Consider the following 15,819-nt stretch of genomic DNA (forward strand, 5'->3'; position numbering starts at 1 on the left):
GTTATCAGGCGAACACCACCGTCTTGTTGCCATCCACGATGATCCGGTTCTCCAGGTGCCAGCGCACGGCGCGGGCCAGCACGTTGCGTTCGATGTCCCGCCCCAGTTCACGCAACTCGTCGGCGTTGAAGCGATGGGACACGCGCTCCACGTCCTGCTCGATGATGGGTCCCTCGTCCAGTTCGCTGGTGACGTAATGGGCGGTGGCGCCGATGAGCTTCACCCCGCGCTCGCAGGCCCGCTTGTGGGGATCCGCGCCGGCGAAGGCCGGCAGGAAGGAGTGGTGGATGTTGATGATGCGGCTGGGATAGGCGGCCACGAAGTCGGGGCTGAGGATTTGCATGTAGCGCGCCAGCACCACGACATCGGCGGCACCATCCAGCAGCGCCAGGATTTCCGCCTCCGCCGTGGCTTTGGTATCCGGGGTCACCGGCACGTGATGAAAGGGGATGCCGAAGGACTCCACCCGCTCCCGCACATCGGGGTGATTGGAGATGACCATGGCGAACTCGGCCGGCAGCTTGCCCCGGCTCCAGCGCCACAGCAGCTCCAGCAGGGCGTGTTCGTGGCGCGATACCAGTACGGCCATGCGGGGCAACTCGGCGGCATAACTGATGTGCCACTCCATGGCATAGCGCTCCGCCACCATGCCCTGGAAGGCGCGCTCCAGCACCGAGCGCGGCAGCTCGATATGGGGGGTCTGGAATTCCAGGCGCATGAAAAAGCGCCCCCCTTCCGGATCACTGGAATGCTGGTCCAGGGCGGTGATGTTGGCACCGTGGTTGTAGAAAAAGTTGGACACGGCGGCGACGATACCTGGCCTGTCGGCACAGGTGATGAGGAGGCGGGCAGTGGTGGCGGGATCCATGGTTCGTCCGATGGAGTTCGTGCTTCGCGACTTTCACGTTAAGGCGCAGGATGGGCCGGCGACAAGGCAGGTACAGCCCGCCGGATCACGGTGGGAAGCACCGATTTCCCGTCTATTCCCGTGGCATTGGAAGGCTTCCCCACCCTACCGGCCGTAGGATTATAACCGCTGCCGGCGCCTCCCGCCCCCCGATAAGCCCGCTGCTCTTGCCAATCAGCACCCGCAGTGGGAGAATTAATGGTTATATTAGATCTTCGTTCATTGTTGATATAGTCCGTTCAGGAGGCAAGCGTGGATAATTTTTACTATGAGGCCAGTGACAAAATGGAGAAACTGGGCGTGGAGCCCGAGTACATCATCGGCTGGCAGTCGGGGTACATGCTGATGCCGGAGCGCGAGGAGCAGCGCGTGACAGAGGCCTACGAGGCCGGCTACGGCGATGGCAAAGAGAAGACCACCGACAACTTCGACAAGTGGGTAAAAAAGTAACGACGGCTCCGCCAATCAGGGCGCCCCGCCACGGTGCGCCCGCCGTCATGCAGTATCGATGCGGTCCCGCGGGACCGCTTTTTTTTGTCCCGGCGCCGCCGCCGGGGCCGCCATACCATTCCCTCACACGAACGGCCTGGATTCATGCCGATGGCTAACGTAGAAATATATCTCACGACCCATTGTCCTTACTGCATCAGGGCACGCCGGCTGCTGGATAACAAGGGCATCAGCTACGACGTCGTGGACGTGGGCGCGGACCGGGAGTTGTGGCGGCAGATGATGCAACGCAGCCAGCGCCGCACGGTGCCCCAGGTCTTCATCGACGAGGTGGCGGTGGGTGGCTTCGACGACTTGGTGCAACTGGAGCGCGAGGGGCGTCTCGATGCCCTGCTGGGACTGGAATAGTGTCTGCTGAGGGTACGCAACGCCTCGACAAGTGGCTGTGGGTGGCGCGCTTCTTCAAGACCCGTGGCCTCGCCGCCGAGGCGGTGAGCGGCGGCAAGGTCCATGTGGATGGCCAGCGGGCGAAAGCCGCCCGGCCGGTGCGACCGGATCAGGTGATACGGGTACGCAAGGGCGAGTGGGAGATCACGGTCGTGGTGCGGGGTCTCGCCACTACCCGCCGCCCCGCCCGCGAGGCCGAGGCCCTCTACGAGGAGACGGCCGAGAGCCTGCGCCAGCGCCAACAGTCCGCGGCGGCACAGCGCGCCACCGCCGGCCACCCCGGACAGGGGGCGGGGCGCCCCACCAAGCGGGATCGCCGCCAACTGGCACGCCTGGGCCGCGACCAGGGTACCGGAAGCTGAGGCAGACGAGGCCTCTCGCTTTACACGCCGACCCCGCTGGGAAAAGGGTGTCAGGAACCGTTTCTAGCAGGAAAAGGCTCCTGACACCGTTTTCCCAAATGCGCCACGTGGCCGAAAATGAAGCTGGCGCGCAGCGAGAAGGCCAGGCTGGCTTGCCCTACCCCCCCACCGATGGAGGAGCGAAGGATGGAGTACCGTACTCTGGGCCGCACCGACCTCGAGGTCAGCGTCATCTGTCTCGGCACCATGACCTGGGGCGAGCAGAACAGCGAGGTCGAGGCCCATGCCCAGCTGGACTACGCCCTGGATCACGGGGTCAACTTCATCGACGCCGCCGAACTCTATCCCATCCCTCCACGCGCCGAGACCTACGGCCGCACCGAGACCTACATCGGTTCCTGGCTGGCCCGCCGGGGCAACCGTGACCGCGTGGTGCTGTCCACCAAGGCGGCCGGGCCCGGCGCGGACTGGATTCCCCATATCCGTGGCGGGCGCTCCCGCTACGACGCCGGCAACCTGCGCGAAGCCCTGGAGGCCAGCCTCCGGCGCCTGGGCACCGACTACATTGACCTCTACCAATTACACTGGCCCGAGCGTAATACCAACTTCTTCGGCCGTCTCGGCTATGAGGTGCTGCCCGACGAGGCCTTCACCCCCTTCGCGGAGACCCTCGAGGCCCTGGACACCCTGGTGAAGGAGGGCAAGATCCGCCACTTCGGCCTGTCCAACGAATCGGCCTGGGGCGCCATGAGCTATATCCACGCCGCCACTATCGGCGACCTGCCCCGACCGGCTTCCATCCAGAACCCCTACAGCCTGCTCAACCGCAGTTTCGAGGTGGGGCTGGCCGAGGTGGCCCACCGCGAGGCCCTGGCCCTGCTGGCCTACTCGCCGCTGGGCTTCGGGGTGCTGACGGGCAAATATCTGGACGGCGCCCGCCCAGCCGGGGCACGCATCAGCCGCTGGCCCGCCTATGCCCGCTACCTGGGAGACGAGAGCGTGGCCGCCACCCGGGCCTACGTGGATCTGGCCCGCCACCATGGCCTCGATCCGGCCCAGCTGGCCCTGGCCTATGCAAACAGCCGCCCCTTCCTGGCTGCCACCATCATCGGGGCCACCGATCTGGACCAGCTGGCCACCAATATCGGCAGTGCCGGCGTGATCCTGTCCCCGCCGGTGCTGGAAGCCATCGAGGCCATCCACAAACGCCACCCCTACCCCGCGCCATGACCGACGAAGACGAATTCCGCCGCACCCTGGAGGATGTCCAGGAACTGCCCTGCGCCTTCCAGAAGGCAGTGCTCAACCGCCAGTGCGACTGCTCCCTGGTGGAGCGCTTCAACCTCGGAGAGCGGGAGTGCGTGCGCTGCACCGACTACAACGCCGCGCGCAACTGCTGGGCCCTGCTGCAGCTGTTCCGGGACAAGGGCCGTTTCGCCCTCGGGGAACGGCAGATCCCGGGTGCCCTGCCCCATGCCAAGGAGCTGCGTCTCCAGGCCGGCGGCCTCCAGGGCCTCCAGTCCGCGCTGGATCCGGACCACAGGCCGCGGGTCGCGGATATCCACGGCCTCGCCGGGCGCGCCCAGTCCACCTATGGCAGCCTCCAGCGCCTGCCCTTCGAGGCGGTGGCCCAGGGCATCAGCCGCTTCTGCGGCCGGCGCCGCTCGCGGCGACGCCCCTGACGGCGACGGATCCGGTCACCGGAACCCTTCGTAGTGGACATGACTGCGTAGCTGTCCCGTAATTTCGGACGCCGAGGACCTCGCAGGTGATGCTAAACAAAATATTTCGGGTTCGTCAGCAGAATTCGTGGGTTTAGAAAGAAGAATATCCACTCGCTAAGACGGAGGTCGGGCTGTAGGTCGGGCTTCAGCCCGACACCCAACGCTGGCGGGTGGTTCCGGCCCGGCCTGTGGTATGCGCGGCGGGCTTTAATGTCGGGATGAATCCCGACCTACATCCGTGCCCAGGGAATGGACAGGGGAGTGTCGTGCAAGTCGGGCTGTAGGTCGGGCTTCAGCCCGACAGCCTTCGCGTGGCACCGCCCCCGCGCGGGGTATGCGCCGCGGGTTTGAATGTTGGGATGAATCCCTACCCACATCCGTGCCCAAGGAGTAGGGAGTGGGGGTATTGGATAGGTCGGGCCGTAGGTCGGGCTTCAGCCCGACAGGGGGGGGCCTATAGCTTCGAGGCGCGGAACGGCTACACCTCACCAGCGAACAGAGGCAGCGATAATGAATCACCAGCCCCTGGCAGCCAGTGTCGACGAGAGCGAACTGCCCTACTACCAGCGCCTCGCCCACACCTGGTGGGACGACGGCGGTCCGTTCTGGCCCTTGCACCGCCTGAACCGCCTGCGCACCGCCTTCATCCGCGAGCGCCTGTGCGCCGGCTTCGGGAGGGATCCCGACAAGCCGCGCCCCCTGGCGGGCCTCACCGCCCTGGACGTGGGCTGCGGCGGCGGCATTCTCAGCGAGTCCCTCCACGACATGGGCCTCTCGGTCCACGGCGTGGACGTGGTGGAGAAGAATATCCAGGTGGCACGGTTGCACGCCGCCGCAGGGGGGCGCGACATCGCTTATACCACCATCACCGCCGAGGATCTGGCGGCCCGCGGGGTGCCTTACGACGTGGTCCTGAACATGGAGGTGGTGGAGCATGTCGCCGATCTGGAGAGCTTCATGATGGCCTGCAACGCCCTCGTGGCGCCCGGCGGCATGACCTTCGTGGCCACCATCAACCGTACCTGGGCGGCCTTCACCAGCGCCATCGTCGGGGCGGAATACATCCTGGGCTGGCTGCCCCGGGGCACCCACCGCTACGCCAAGCTGCGCCGGCCGGCGGAGGTCATCCGTCTGCTGGAGGCGGGGGGCCTGGGGGTGGATGCCACCGTGGGCGTGCGGGTCAATCCCTTGACCCGCCACTTTGCGTTAAGCGACTACCTGGGCATCAACTACATGGTGGCCGCCTCCCGGCCCCGCCCCTGAACCGCACCGCCTCACCGTGACCGCGGGCCACCGTCTGGGACTGATACTGGGGGACCAGCTCTCCCCCCAAAACCCCCTGCTCACGTCCCTCACCCCGGGCACAGACCGCCTGCTGATGGTCGAGGCCCCGGGCGAGGCCACCCGGGTGTGGTCCGGCAAAGCCCGCATCGTCATGTTCCTGGCCGCCATGCGTCACTACGCCGCCGGACTCGCCTCCAGCGGCTTCCACCTCAGCTATCTGGCCCTCGAAGACCACCGGCATCCCACCCTGGAGGCCGCCCTGGCGGAGACATTGGCCATCGCAGCCCCCCGCGAGCTGGTGGTGGTGCAGCCCGGAGAATACGGCGTCGCCACCGCCATCGCCGCCCAATGCCGAGCCTCCGGTGTGCCCCTGCGAGTACTGCCTGATCCCCACTTCATGGCCGACGACGACGATTTTGCCCGCTGGGCGGACGGCCGCAGCAACCTGGTGATGGAGCACTTCTATCGCGCCATGCGCCGGCGCCACGGCATCCTCATGGACGACGACGGCAAGCCGGCGGGCGGGGCCTGGAACTTCGACCGCGCCAACCGCCAGCCCTTTCCCCGCCGGGGCCCGGGCCTCCTGCCACGCCCCCTGGGTTTCGCACCGGACGCCACCACCCGCGAGGTCATGGACATCGTCGAACGCCGTTTCGCCGCCCACCCCGGCCGCCTGGAGCACTTCAACTGGCCCGTCACCACCGCGGATGCGCGGCGCGCCCTGGCGGACTTCATCGCCCACCGCCTGGCCTCGTTCGGGCCCCACCAGGACGCCATGTGGACGGACGAAGCGTGGCTCTACCATGCCACCCTGTCCGCCGCCCTGAACCTCCACCTCCTGGACCCGCGGGAGGTCATGGACGCGGCCCTGGAGGCCTACCACCAAGGCCAGGCGCCCATTGCCTCGGTGGAGGGCTTCGTGCGCCAGATCCTGGGCTGGCGGGAATACGTGCGCGGTATCTATGGGCGCTTCATGCCCGACTACCTGGAGATGAACCATCTTGGGGCGCGGGCCGATCTGCCGGCCTTCTACTGGAACGCTGACACGCGGATGCACTGCCTGGCCCAGGCTGTGGGCCAGACCCTGGACCACGGCTACGCCCACCACATCCAGAGGCTCATGGTCACAGGCCTGTTCGCCATGCTCTACGGAGTGCAACCGCGGCAGGTGCACGAATGGTATCTGGCGGTGTACGTGGATGCGGTGGAGTGGGTGGAACTCCCCAACACCCTGGGGATGTCCCAGCATGCCGATGGTGGCCTCATGGCCTCCAAGCCCTATGCCGCCTCGGGCAAATACATCCAACGCATGAGCAACTACTGCGCGGCCTGCCCCTTCGACTCCCGGGTCACGTCAGGCGCCACCGCCTGCCCCTTCAATATTCTTTACTGGGATTTTCTGCTGACCCATCGCCGGCGCTTCGCCCACCACCCCCGCACGGCCCTGCAGTGGCGCGCCGTAGAGCGCCTGTCACCCCAGGACGTGGCGACCCTGCGGGCCGCCGCCACCGCCCTGCGAGAGCATCCACCCTGAGGTACCCCGCGGCCCGCCGGCCGGGGCTCACATGCGGGACACCCAGCGCACGTTCAGCAGTTCCATAGCCGCCCCCGCACTGGCCCCGCCCAGCACGCCCCCCAGAAGGGCGGCGGGAAACTCATCGAAGGCCGCTTCCAGGGCGGCCTTGGCAACGGGCTCGAGGTCGTAGGACAGAGACAGGGCCAGGAACCACATGCTGCTGCCCACGATGAGCGACACCCAGGTGGCGGCGAGGGCCACACTCAGGGCATGGGGAAGAAAGTACACGCTGCGATTTTGTTCGGCCGAGAGGGCCGAGAGGTAGAACATGGAGCCGGTGACGGGCACCAGCAGGAAGGTCATCACCATGGTCCACGGCGGTTCCGGAAGGAACCATACCAACCCGCTCAAGGCGAGACCGGCGATAGCACCCGCCACCCCTCCGACCACCACCACCGCGAGAGAACCGCGCCGCCGTTCATAAAAGAAGGCCGCGACAAACCCGAATACCAGGCCCGTCACCACCGTGGCCGTGATGAGCTTGCCGGGGCCATCCTCGAAGGGGAAGTAGATGAGGGCGGCCTGACTGGATACCGTCCCTGCGACGGCGCCCACGATGGCCGCCCGTTTGGCGCTGTAGAAGGCGGCCACGAAGGCCCCCGCCGCGGCAGTGGCCACGGGCAGGTGCCACCAGGCCCCGCCCTCGAGACCGAGATAGCGCCACACCCCGAGGAACACGGCGCTGTACAACACCCCGGCGAAGCCCCACATGACCGCTCTCATGAAGGCCAGGCTCTGTCTGTCTGCGGAAATGGTCAAAGGTGTCGGGGCTGGTGAATGGGTGTCCGAGAGCATAACAGAGTCAGGGCGCCGCCCCCAGAAGGCTTCGCGCCCCAGTGATCCACGGGCCGGAAGCCGCCGTATCTTGAAGGCAATACCATCCTCCATCTCCGTGTTGCCATACTCATGAAATCGGTCACCCTCGTCGCCCTGGTCCCCTCGGTCCTGCTCTGGTCATCCCTCGCGACAGGCGCCGCGAGTGCGTCCGCGACGGACCATCGCTATGTCTTCGACGTCTCGCGCGAGGGCCGTCCCATCGGCACCCATGAGGTGCGGATTCAGAAGGAGGGCGATACCACCCGGGCCTCCATAGATACCCGCCTGCGGGTGAGCTTCCTCGGACTCACGGTCTACAGTCTGAATTACTCGGCCGAGGAGCTGTGGAGCCGCGACGAGCTGCAATCCCTGCGGTTGGAGGTGAATCACAACGGCGAGCGACTGTTCCTCACAGGCCAGCGCCGGGACGACGCCTTCCAAGTCACCGACGCCGACGGCGAGCGCCGGCTGCCCCTGCCCCTGGTGCCCACCAATCATTGGCATCCCATTATCCTGGAGCAGCAGCGGGTACTGAACACCCTCACCGGCAAGGTCAACGACATTACCGTGCAGCGGGTGGGCGAAGACGCCCTGACTCTAGACTCGGCCACCGTGGCCGCCACCCGGTACCGCTTCGATGGCGAGCTGCGGCTCCACAGCTGGTACGACGACGACGGGCGCTGGCTGGCCATGGACTTCGAGGCCCGGGACGGCTCCATCATCGAATACCGTTGCCGCAACTGCACGGGCCACGATGGCTCCGGCCACGATGGCTGAAGACCTGCCCTGGACCTCGGCGTGGGTGACGGGGGCGAGCGCCGGCATCGGGCGTGCCCTGGCGTTGCGGCTCGCTGCGGGGGGCTGCGCGGTCACCGCCTCGGCCCGCAGCGCCGGAGCCCTGGAGGAACTCCATGACGCACACTCCGCCATCACCCCCCGGCCCCTCGATGTCACGGATACCGCGGCCATGGCCGCGGCGGTGGCCGATATGGAGGGCCGTCAGGGCCCCCTGGACCTGGCGCTCTTCAATGCCGGCACCTACGATCCCCTGCCCGGAGGGCTCGGTGACCCGGCGGTGTTCCGCCGCCATATGGAGGTCAACTACATGGGTGTGGTGAACGGCCTTCACGGTGTGCTGCCGGCCATGAAGGAACGGGGCCGCGGCCAAGTGGCCCTCATGGGATCCCTGTCGGGCTACCGTGGCCTGCCGCAAGCCGCCTACTACGGCCCCACCAAGGCCGCCCTCATCAACCTCGCCGAGACCCTGCGCACCGAACTGGGCGGCAGCGGCGTGGATCTGCGCATCGTCAACCCGGGCTTCGTGGCCACCCGCCTCACCGAGAAGAACGACTTCACCATGCCGGACCTCATGACAGCGGAAGACGCCGCAACCGCCATCATCACCGGCCTGCGGGGCACGGGCTTCGAGATCGCCTTCCCGCGACGCTTCGCCCTGGTCATGAAGCTCGCCCGGTTGCTGCCCTACGGCCTGTTCTTTCCCCTGGCCGCACGGCTCGCCAAAGAATGAACAATGGCGCGCCCGCCGCGCGTAAGGCCGCCCTGGCGGCCTGGATCGGGCTGTTCGACGTCCTGCGGGAAGGGCGGTTGCCGGCGCGTGAGGCCCTGGCGGCCTGCGCCACCGAGGATGTCCTGTTCAGAGACCCCTTCAACGAGGTGCGAGGCCATGACGCCATGCTGCGGGTACTCGCACACACCCTCGGCAACATCCGGGACGTCCGCCTCACGGTGCTGGACACCGCCTGGTCCGGCGATGTGGCCTTCATCAAGTGGGAGCTGGGCGGTCGGGTGAAATACCTGGGCGACTGGCGGGTGACGGGCATGAGCGAGATCACCTTCGCCGCGGATGGCCGGGTATGCGCCCACGTGGACTACTGGGACGCCGCCGGCGGCCTCTACGCCCGCCTGCCCCTCATCGGCCCCCTCATGCGCGGCCTGCTGGCCCTGGGCCGCGCCTGATCCGTAATGAGAGGCCATCATCGGGGCGCCCGCATTACTTGATGAACAGCATCTCCTGGTAGGTGGGCAGGGGCCACATGTCGTCGGCCACCTCCCCCTCCAGGACATCCCCATGCACCCGGACCTGATCCATGAGCCTGCGGATGGTGCCGGCGCAGTGCTGCAGATGCTCCTCATCGGTCGCGAAATCTGCCATTTCCACCGCCTCCCCCAACTCGTCCACACGAGCCATCATGGCGGCGATCTCCGCGGCGATGCGGGTGGCGCTCTCCTTGCCGAGTTCCAGCCCCATGGCGGCCACCTCTGCGGTGCTTGCCGCCAATTCCCTGAGATAGCGAGTGGCGGCCGGCAGGATGAGGGTCTTGGCCATGCTGATCACCAGCTTCGCCTCCACCGAGATGGCCATGATGTACTGCTCGGCATAGACCTCGAAGCGGCTGTGCAACTCCACGGGGGTGAGCACCCCGGTGGACTCGAACAGGCGGACGATGTCGCGGTCCTTGAAGGCCGGCAGGGCATCGGCGGTGGTGGGGATGTTCATGAGCCCACGCTCCTCCACCGCCGCCCGGTGCCATTCGGCAGAATAACCGTCACCCCCGAACACCACGTTGCCGTGTTCCTCCATGACGACCTTGAGCACTTTAAGGATGGCCTCGTTGAGGGTGGCACCGGCGGCCATCTCCGCCTCCATGCCGTCGGCCAGCCAGTTCAGGGAATCCGCCAGCATGGTATTCATGGCGATCAGCGGGCCCGCCACCGACTGGTTGGAACCCACGGCGCGGAACTCGAAGCGGTTGCCGGTGAAGGCGAAGGGCGAGGTCCTGTTGCGATCGCCGGCATCCTTATTGAAGGTGGGGATGGTGGGCAGGCCGATATCCATGATGCCGCCCGCCCGCGAACCCGTCAGCTCACCCCGGCGGATCTGCTCGTAGACATCCTCCAGCTGACTACCCAGATAGACCGACAGGATGGCCGGGGGCGCCTCGTTGGCACCCAGCCGGTGGTCGTTGCCCGCCGACGCGATGACCGCCCGCAGCAGGGGGCCGTACTTGTGGGCACCCCGGATCACGGCGCCGCAGAAGAGCAGGAACTGGGCGTTGTCATGGGGCGTCTTACCGGGGTCCAGCAGGTTGCCCTGGGTCTTGTTGCCGATGGACCAGTTGACGTGCTTGCCGGAGCCGTTGATGCCCGCGAAGGGCTTCTCGTGGAGCAGGCAAGTGAAGCCATGGCGCTTCGCCGTGCTCTTCAATAGGGTCATCAACAGTTGCTGGTGGTCGGCGGCCACATTCGCGACTTCGAAGTAGGGCGCGATCTCGAACTGCCCCGGTGCCACCTCGTTGTGGCGGGTCTTGGCCGGGATGCTGAGGCGGTAGAGCTGCTCCTCCACGTCCTGCATGAACACCTGGACGCGTTCGGGGATGGCGCCGAAATAATGGTCGTCGAACTCCTGCCCCTTGGCCGGCGGTCGGCCGAACAGGGTACGCCCGGCCAGCAGCAGGTCGGGGCGACCGATAGCGAAATTGGTATCCACCAGGAAGTACTCCTGCTCCGCACCGCAACTGGAGTTGACCGGGGCGATGTCCGTCTCACCCAACAGCCCGAGCACCCGCCGGGCCGCCCGGTCCATGGCCGCGTTGGAACGCAACAGGGGGGTCTTCTTGTCCAGGGCCTCCCCCGTCCAGGAGATGAAGACCGTAGGCAGACACAGGGTCTTGCCGTTGTCGGTGTTCATGATGTAGGCGGGGCTGGTGACGTCCCAGGCGGTGTAGCCCCGGGCCTCGAAGGTTCCCCGGATACCGCCATTGGGGAAAGAGGAGCCATCGGGCTCGCCCTTCACCAGCAGGCTGCCGGTGAACTCGGTGATGGCGGAACCGTCGCTGTCGGGCATGATGAAGCCGTCGTGTTTCTCCGCCGACAGGCCCGTGAGGGGATAGAACACGTGGGAGAAGTACAAAGCCCCCTTCTTGAGGGCCCAGTCCTTCATGGCCGCGGCTACCACATCGGCCACCGTGGGGTCGAGTTCGGCGCCGGTCTGGATGGTGTTCTTGAGGGACTTGAAGACCGCCTTCGGCAGGCTGGCCTGCATCTTGGCGAGATTGAACACGTCGACGGCCCACAGGTTCTCCAGGGGCTCCGGGGTCTTCGGCGGCATGGCCGCCCGGTTGGCGATATGGTCGATCGCCTGCAGGCGGGATTCGTTTCCGGGCATGGGATGGGTCCTCGGGTAGGAGAGAGGGCTCGCGGCGCCACGCCGCGGGGAAGGTGCGGAATATGCTAAGCAAGGCGCGTGCCATAAAGGCCAACCGGCGCACTGCCCCGGGCGTTTCCACCAGCAGCGCCCCCCGGCCCCAACAAAATGCTATGTTTTCATGCCATTAGAGTGAAGTGGCCGAAAGACGTCCGGCGGCGGCTCCGGCGGGCCGCCGCCGGCGATCATGGCCGTGCTCCCGGCGCACGCACCACTGCGGAGCACCCCGCGCCATCTTGGCCCCGAAGCCGGGAGCACGGGACCGCAATTTGGGGTCAGGGTAAAAACTAGCGCAAGTTGGGGTCAGTAAAAACCAGGAAGAGCAGACCGTTGAGTTCGTAATGCAGCTACGTCATGTTGGCGGGAGAGTTTTTACTCTGACCCCCCAATAGCCCCCCCAATATGTACACAGGTCCGATCCTTCGGGATCCAGCTGGAATGACCCCCAACGGGGGGCTGAGCGGTCACCCGCAACGGGCGCATGCGAAAAAACGGAAGGCCACAGGCGGAAAGGCGCCGAGGGCCCGCCACCCACCTGAGCCCAGCGAATACCTCGAACGCGTCGTCGGCCTTCACGCCACCGCAGCCGCAACCGAGCGCCATGCTTCAGTACCCTCCGAAGTCAGCGACCAGCCAAAGGCACCACAGTTCATGACCACCGTCACCCAGAAAACCGCTCGGAATGGTTGCTTTCTCGTTTTGTGCCGTAACCGACTCTGCGCCACCACCGCGCCAGGCCACCCCCCAACGAGGGCCAAAAGGTGCAACGTACCCTCGCTGGTACGCCAGGACCCTTCTGCAGCCGCCCTTTTATCGAGGGCATAAGCAGCAAACGTAATGGCACTGACACCCAGGTAAATCAGCAGCAGGGGCGCGGGAACTGCCGATACAAGAACCCCGACACCGACCACCAACAAAAACCCTGCGGCCATAAAAACCGGCAGCGCGCCGGACGACCATTTGGGCCTTACCGCTTTCCGCACACCCGCGATGGTGGCCCCTTCCGCGCACGGTCTGCCCCGCCTATCCGTGGCCACCCCATAGGTCACGATATCCCCGACCACCGGGCGGCGGGTGCGATTTGCGAAGGCCTTGATGTGTACGAATACACGTTCACCTCCTGCCAGCGGCGAGATGAAGCCATACGCCTTGTCATCGTTCCACGATGCAATTTTCCCCTTCGTTCTCACGGGCACTTTTCCTCCACCCCAGTTCAAGCCGCCGGCTTCGCAGCGCCACGCGAGACGTCTGTCGAGTTCGAGCCGTTCTTAAATGCTTCGGGTGCAGATCTTATAGAACTAGTTGATCGGCCAATAGAAACAAGCAGTTTCATATTTTGCGGAGAGAATACAGGGTGTAACCAACGGGGAGACAAGCAGTTTGAGGCCAACTCCCCCCCCATTGGAGACACCCTGTGCAAAAAGCATATACGAAAGTCGAGCCGACCACATTCGATGAATTCACCGCAACGAGGGATCGGCTAGAGCGAGTGATCGGCCGTTTGCGGTCACCTGAAGTGTCCAATCAACTCCATGACGAACTGGAAAGCATGATCCACCAGGAAGGGCAGGAGCTGTGCCGGCTGCTGTATCAGGCGAGGCTTGATGTGCGCTCGAATGAAGAGGTGAAGCGGGAAGCGGTGACGGGTCATGACAACGTCGGGCGCACCTATTACCGGGAAGGCTGCGAGCGTCAGATAGAGAGTATGTTTGGCGAAGTCATCTACCGCAGAAAGGGTTACAGCCACCCCCAGCAAGAGGTCATCGCGACAGTGGCGAATTACTTGACCAACCATACTGCGATGTTGCGTTACGACCAGTTCATGCAACAGGGTTACCCGATAGCAACCGGCGTGATCGAAGGCGCGTGCCGCCATCTGATTGCTGATCGGTTCGAAATAACGGGGGCGCGTTGGTCGCTAAAAACCGATGTTGGGGTTCGTTCCTCATCCCAACCTACGCATTACACACTCAATTAAGGAAGAAAACGGGAGCTACGGCAGACGCGGAAAGTACAAGTTAAGGGAAGGCAAGCTGGGCGAGGGGCCGGTGGGCTCGGGGTGTCGGGCCAGACGCGCCCGCCATCATCTCTTGTTCTTTCGCGTCTTTCGTAGTTGAGTGAAATCATCGATAGCCGGGGTCAGCCGCTCAGGCCTCCGGCCCGGTGTCCTGCTGCTTGAAGAATATGGACACGGAACCTATCTCGATGCCGAATTTCTTCACCCAGGCGCGATTGATGAGCACGCCGTCGGCTTGCAGCAGCATCCAGTCGTCGAAGGTCACCCGCAGAGTGTTGTCGCCCATCTCGAGGTCCATGTCGTAGCGCCAGTTGAGGGCGTTGCCGGCGGCGCGGCCCACGGCCTCGCCGATGATGTCGCCGGCGGTTCCCCGGTAGCCGCCTTCGCCGTCGCGACGGATGGTCCAGGTGCGATGGTCGGTCTCGCCGTCGGCGAACTGGAAGCTCTCCTCCAGCACCAGTTCACCGTCCCTTACCTCGCCGTGGATGTCCACGGTGAACTGGCGGCGGATGGTGCCGAAGCGGTCCTCGAAGACACCCCAGGCGCGGGTGGTGCCGATAAAGTACTCGAATACATCGAAGGCGGGGGTGCCCTGGGCGAAGGTCTCGGGCTTCATGGTGGTGCATCCCGTGGTGGCGGCGACCAACAGGGCCGCGATGAACAGGCGTTTCATGAGGGTGTCTCCTGGAGGTGGTGGCGCGGCCCCGGGGACCCGACAGGGTCTGCCCCGGCCGCGTGCCCCTCGGCCCGCCGCCCGTCCCGGCGTTCGAGGCCGCGGGTGACGGCCCGCTGGGCCCGGGGGGTGAGGGGCAGGTGGAGCATCATCACCACCGCCGTCAGTTTCAGTACGCAGGGCACGAGAGCGTAGATCAGCGTCAGGCCGAAGAGGGAAGCGGGGGTGGGCGGCGCCGCCTCCAGGCCCAGGGCCCCCAGTGCCGGCAGGGCGACCCCGGCGGCCAGGGCCAGGGACAGCTTGGTGGACATGTTCCACAGGGAGAACAGACCGGCGGTGCGGTTGCGCTCGAAGCGCAGGCGGTCCCAGTCCGCCACGTCCGCCTGGATGGCCGGGGGCAGCACCATGTCCGCCCCCAGGCACAGGCCCGTGACCACGCATATGGCCATGAACAGGTATATGTCGCCGGACCCCAGGGTGGCGGCCACGGCGAAGGCCGGGCAGGCCACCAGCATGGCGCTGGCCCAGGCCCGGTGCTTGGACAGGCGCCGGCTCAAGATCAGCCACAGGGGCACGCCGGCCACGCCGCACACCAGGTACACCGCCAGCAGCAGGTTGCGGGTGGCGTCGTCCACGGCCAGGACGTGGGCGCAGTAGAGGGGGAACAGCACCGCCGGGAAGCCGTTGGCCAGGCCGTTGATAAACCAGGCGCTGAGAAGGCGCAAGAACAACCCGTTGCGCTGCAGACCCCGCCAGCCCCCCGGGGCGGGGGTATGGGGCCGGGGGCGGGGCACCCGGGTGAGGAGCAACCAGAATACCGGGATACCCACCGCCACGGCCACCCAGCCCATGGCCGCCAGGCTCGCGGCGGTGGAGTAGCCCAGCAGCCCGAAGGCGGCAGGCAGCCCGCCCGACAGCAATATGCCCACCAGCACCGCCCCCTCGCGGCTGGCGGTGAGGCGGGTGCGGGTGTGGTAGTCGGGCGACAGGGTGGCCCCCCAGGTGAGGTAGGGGATCTGCACCAGGGTCCAGCCCAGGTAGAGCAGTACGCTCCACGCCAGCAACCACAACCAGCCCACCCCGGCCGGGGGCGCCAGCAGCAGGACCAGGGCGGGGGCGGCGAGCAGGGCCCCGCCGCCCACCAGGCGCCCCACCGAGGCGCCGCCGGCATGGTCGGCCCAGCGTCCCACCAGGGGGTCCGTGACCACGTCCACCAGCCGGCTGAGAAAGATCACCGCGCCGGTGACCGCGAGCCCGAGGCCCACCTCCTCGGCATAGAAGGCCGGCAGCAGGGTGAACACCGGGATCATGGGGATGGCGGTCACCAGCCCCGGCAGG

General features: G+C 66.2%; 17 protein-coding genes. 11 read left to right on the forward strand and 6 right to left on the reverse strand.

From position 1 onward, the window contains the following. Nucleotides 1–4 precede the first annotated feature (4 nt). Nucleotides 5–868, reverse strand: a complete 864-nt coding sequence (gene purU / locus U5S82_05175) for a formyltetrahydrofolate deformylase (GenBank protein ID MDZ7751052.1) — start codon at nt 866–868, stop codon at nt 5–7. Between the two features lie 291 nt (nt 869–1,159). On the opposite strand from purU, the gene U5S82_05180 reads away from it, so the two are divergent. The 7 genes from U5S82_05180 (at nt 1,160) to U5S82_05210 (ending at nt 6,708) form a co-directional block, all read left to right on the forward strand. Further along, a complete protein-coding gene (locus tag U5S82_05180; GenBank protein MDZ7751053.1) occupies nt 1,160–1,357 on the forward strand; it encodes a hypothetical protein in 198 nt (65 codons plus the stop codon). A gap of 150 nt (nt 1,358–1,507) precedes the next feature. Next, nucleotides 1,508–1,765 carry a glutaredoxin 3 gene (grxC, locus tag U5S82_05185; protein ID MDZ7751054.1) on the forward strand — a complete coding sequence of 86 codons (258 nt, stop codon included), beginning with the start codon at nt 1,508–1,510 and terminating at the stop codon, nt 1,763–1,765. After that, on the forward strand, nt 1,765–2,166 hold the full coding sequence (locus U5S82_05190; protein ID MDZ7751055.1) for a S4 domain-containing protein: 402 nt from the start codon (nt 1,765–1,767) through the stop codon (nt 2,164–2,166). Before grxC ends, U5S82_05190 begins: the two co-directional genes overlap by 1 nt. Nucleotides 2,167–2,352: 186 nt before the next feature. Next, on the forward strand, nt 2,353–3,396 hold the full coding sequence (locus U5S82_05195; protein ID MDZ7751056.1) for an NADP(H)-dependent aldo-keto reductase: 1,044 nt from the start codon (nt 2,353–2,355) through the stop codon (nt 3,394–3,396). After that, nucleotides 3,393–3,848 carry a hypothetical protein gene (locus tag U5S82_05200; protein ID MDZ7751057.1) on the forward strand — a complete coding sequence of 152 codons (456 nt, stop codon included), beginning with the start codon at nt 3,393–3,395 and terminating at the stop codon, nt 3,846–3,848. The genes U5S82_05195 and U5S82_05200 overlap by 4 nt, the downstream gene beginning before the upstream one ends. Nucleotides 3,849–4,400: 552 nt before the next feature. After that, a complete protein-coding gene (gene ubiG / locus U5S82_05205) occupies nt 4,401–5,153 on the forward strand; it encodes a bifunctional 2-polyprenyl-6-hydroxyphenol methylase/3-demethylubiquinol 3-O-methyltransferase UbiG (GenBank protein ID MDZ7751058.1) in 753 nt (250 codons plus the stop codon). A 16-nt stretch (nt 5,154–5,169) separates the two neighbouring features. Continuing rightward, nucleotides 5,170–6,708 carry a cryptochrome/photolyase family protein gene (locus tag U5S82_05210; GenBank protein ID MDZ7751059.1) on the forward strand — a complete coding sequence of 513 codons (1,539 nt, stop codon included), beginning with the start codon at nt 5,170–5,172 and terminating at the stop codon, nt 6,706–6,708. A 27-nt stretch (nt 6,709–6,735) separates the two neighbouring features. Here the strand turns inward: U5S82_05210 and U5S82_05215 are convergent, their stop codons facing one another. Continuing rightward, nucleotides 6,736–7,461, reverse strand: a complete 726-nt coding sequence (locus tag U5S82_05215) for a hypothetical protein (protein MDZ7751060.1) — start codon at nt 7,459–7,461, stop codon at nt 6,736–6,738. 195 nt (nt 7,462–7,656) lie between these two features. Here U5S82_05215 and U5S82_05220 point away from each other — a divergent pair, with 195 nt between their 5' ends. From U5S82_05220 to U5S82_05230, 3 genes are read left to right on the forward strand one after another with little or no spacing between them, the layout of a single operon-like run. Next, the gene (locus U5S82_05220) at nt 7,657–8,343 is read left to right on the forward strand and encodes a DUF6134 family protein (protein ID MDZ7751061.1); all 687 of its coding nucleotides are present in this window, start codon (nt 7,657–7,659) and stop codon (nt 8,341–8,343) included. Further along, nucleotides 8,336–9,094: an SDR family NAD(P)-dependent oxidoreductase gene (locus tag U5S82_05225; protein ID MDZ7751062.1), complete on the forward strand. Its 759-nt coding sequence runs from the start codon at nt 8,336–8,338 to the stop codon at nt 9,092–9,094. Before U5S82_05220 ends, U5S82_05225 begins: the two co-directional genes overlap by 8 nt. Continuing rightward, on the forward strand, nt 9,091–9,543 hold the full coding sequence (locus U5S82_05230) for a nuclear transport factor 2 family protein (protein MDZ7751063.1): 453 nt from the start codon (nt 9,091–9,093) through the stop codon (nt 9,541–9,543). Before U5S82_05225 ends, U5S82_05230 begins: the two co-directional genes overlap by 4 nt. 34 nt (nt 9,544–9,577) lie before the next feature. On the opposite strand, the gene U5S82_05235 is transcribed toward U5S82_05230, so the two are convergent. Both U5S82_05235 and U5S82_05240 read right to left on the reverse strand, forming a co-directional pair. Then, nucleotides 9,578–11,752, reverse strand: coding sequence for a glutamine synthetase III (locus tag U5S82_05235; GenBank protein ID MDZ7751064.1), 2,175 nt, complete (start codon nt 11,750–11,752; stop codon nt 9,578–9,580). Nucleotides 11,753–12,363: 611 nt separating this feature from the next. Beyond that, the gene (locus U5S82_05240) at nt 12,364–12,981 is read right to left on the reverse strand and encodes a cold shock and DUF1294 domain-containing protein (GenBank protein ID MDZ7751065.1); all 618 of its coding nucleotides are present in this window, start codon (nt 12,979–12,981) and stop codon (nt 12,364–12,366) included. A 224-nt stretch (nt 12,982–13,205) separates the two neighbouring features. Between U5S82_05240 and U5S82_05245 the strand changes: the two genes are divergently transcribed. Then, nucleotides 13,206–13,769 (forward strand): hypothetical protein, encoded by a 564-nt coding sequence (locus tag U5S82_05245; GenBank protein ID MDZ7751066.1) that lies wholly within the window; start codon nt 13,206–13,208, stop codon nt 13,767–13,769. A gap of 169 nt (nt 13,770–13,938) precedes the next feature. Here U5S82_05245 and U5S82_05250 read toward each other — a convergent pair whose 3' ends face one another. Together U5S82_05250 and U5S82_05255 are read right to left on the reverse strand one after the other, a co-directional pair. After that, nucleotides 13,939–14,481: a DUF3833 domain-containing protein gene (locus U5S82_05250; protein MDZ7751067.1), complete on the reverse strand. Its 543-nt coding sequence runs from the start codon at nt 14,479–14,481 to the stop codon at nt 13,939–13,941. Next, nucleotides 14,478–15,818: an MFS transporter gene (locus U5S82_05255; GenBank protein ID MDZ7751068.1), complete on the reverse strand. Its 1,341-nt coding sequence runs from the start codon at nt 15,816–15,818 to the stop codon at nt 14,478–14,480. The genes U5S82_05250 and U5S82_05255 overlap by 4 nt, the downstream gene beginning before the upstream one ends. Nucleotide 15,819: the final 1 nt, after the last annotated feature.

This window comes from Gammaproteobacteria bacterium, assembly GCA_034522055.1.
Lineage (GTDB): Bacteria > Pseudomonadota > Gammaproteobacteria > JAABTG01 > JAABTG01 > JAABTG01.

What these genes read in the sequence shown, in the direction of transcription:
- U5S82_05225 (MDZ7751062.1), top strand. Translation starts at nt 8,336, where the DNA reads ATGGCTGAAGACCTGCCCTGGACCTCGGCGTGGGTGACGGGGGCGAGC.
- U5S82_05230 (MDZ7751063.1), top strand. Translation starts at nt 9,091, where the DNA reads ATGAACAATGGCGCGCCCGCCGCGCGTAAGGCCGCCCTGGCGGCCTGG.
- U5S82_05250 (MDZ7751067.1), bottom strand. Translation starts at nt 14,481, where the DNA reads ATGAAACGCCTGTTCATCGCGGCCCTGTTGGTCGCCGCCACCACGGGA.
- ubiG (MDZ7751058.1), top strand. Translation starts at nt 4,401, where the DNA reads ATGAATCACCAGCCCCTGGCAGCCAGTGTCGACGAGAGCGAACTGCCC.
- U5S82_05220 (MDZ7751061.1), top strand. Translation starts at nt 7,657, where the DNA reads ATGAAATCGGTCACCCTCGTCGCCCTGGTCCCCTCGGTCCTGCTCTGG.
- purU (MDZ7751052.1), bottom strand. Translation starts at nt 868, where the DNA reads ATGGATCCCGCCACCACTGCCCGCCTCCTCATCACCTGTGCCGACAGG.
- grxC (MDZ7751054.1), top strand. Translation starts at nt 1,508, where the DNA reads ATGGCTAACGTAGAAATATATCTCACGACCCATTGTCCTTACTGCATC.
- U5S82_05235 (MDZ7751064.1), bottom strand. Translation starts at nt 11,752, where the DNA reads ATGCCCGGAAACGAATCCCGCCTGCAGGCGATCGACCATATCGCCAAC.
- U5S82_05195 (MDZ7751056.1), top strand. Translation starts at nt 2,353, where the DNA reads ATGGAGTACCGTACTCTGGGCCGCACCGACCTCGAGGTCAGCGTCATC.
- U5S82_05215 (MDZ7751060.1), bottom strand. Translation starts at nt 7,461, where the DNA reads ATGTGGGGCTTCGCCGGGGTGTTGTACAGCGCCGTGTTCCTCGGGGTG.
- U5S82_05200 (MDZ7751057.1), top strand. Translation starts at nt 3,393, where the DNA reads ATGACCGACGAAGACGAATTCCGCCGCACCCTGGAGGATGTCCAGGAA.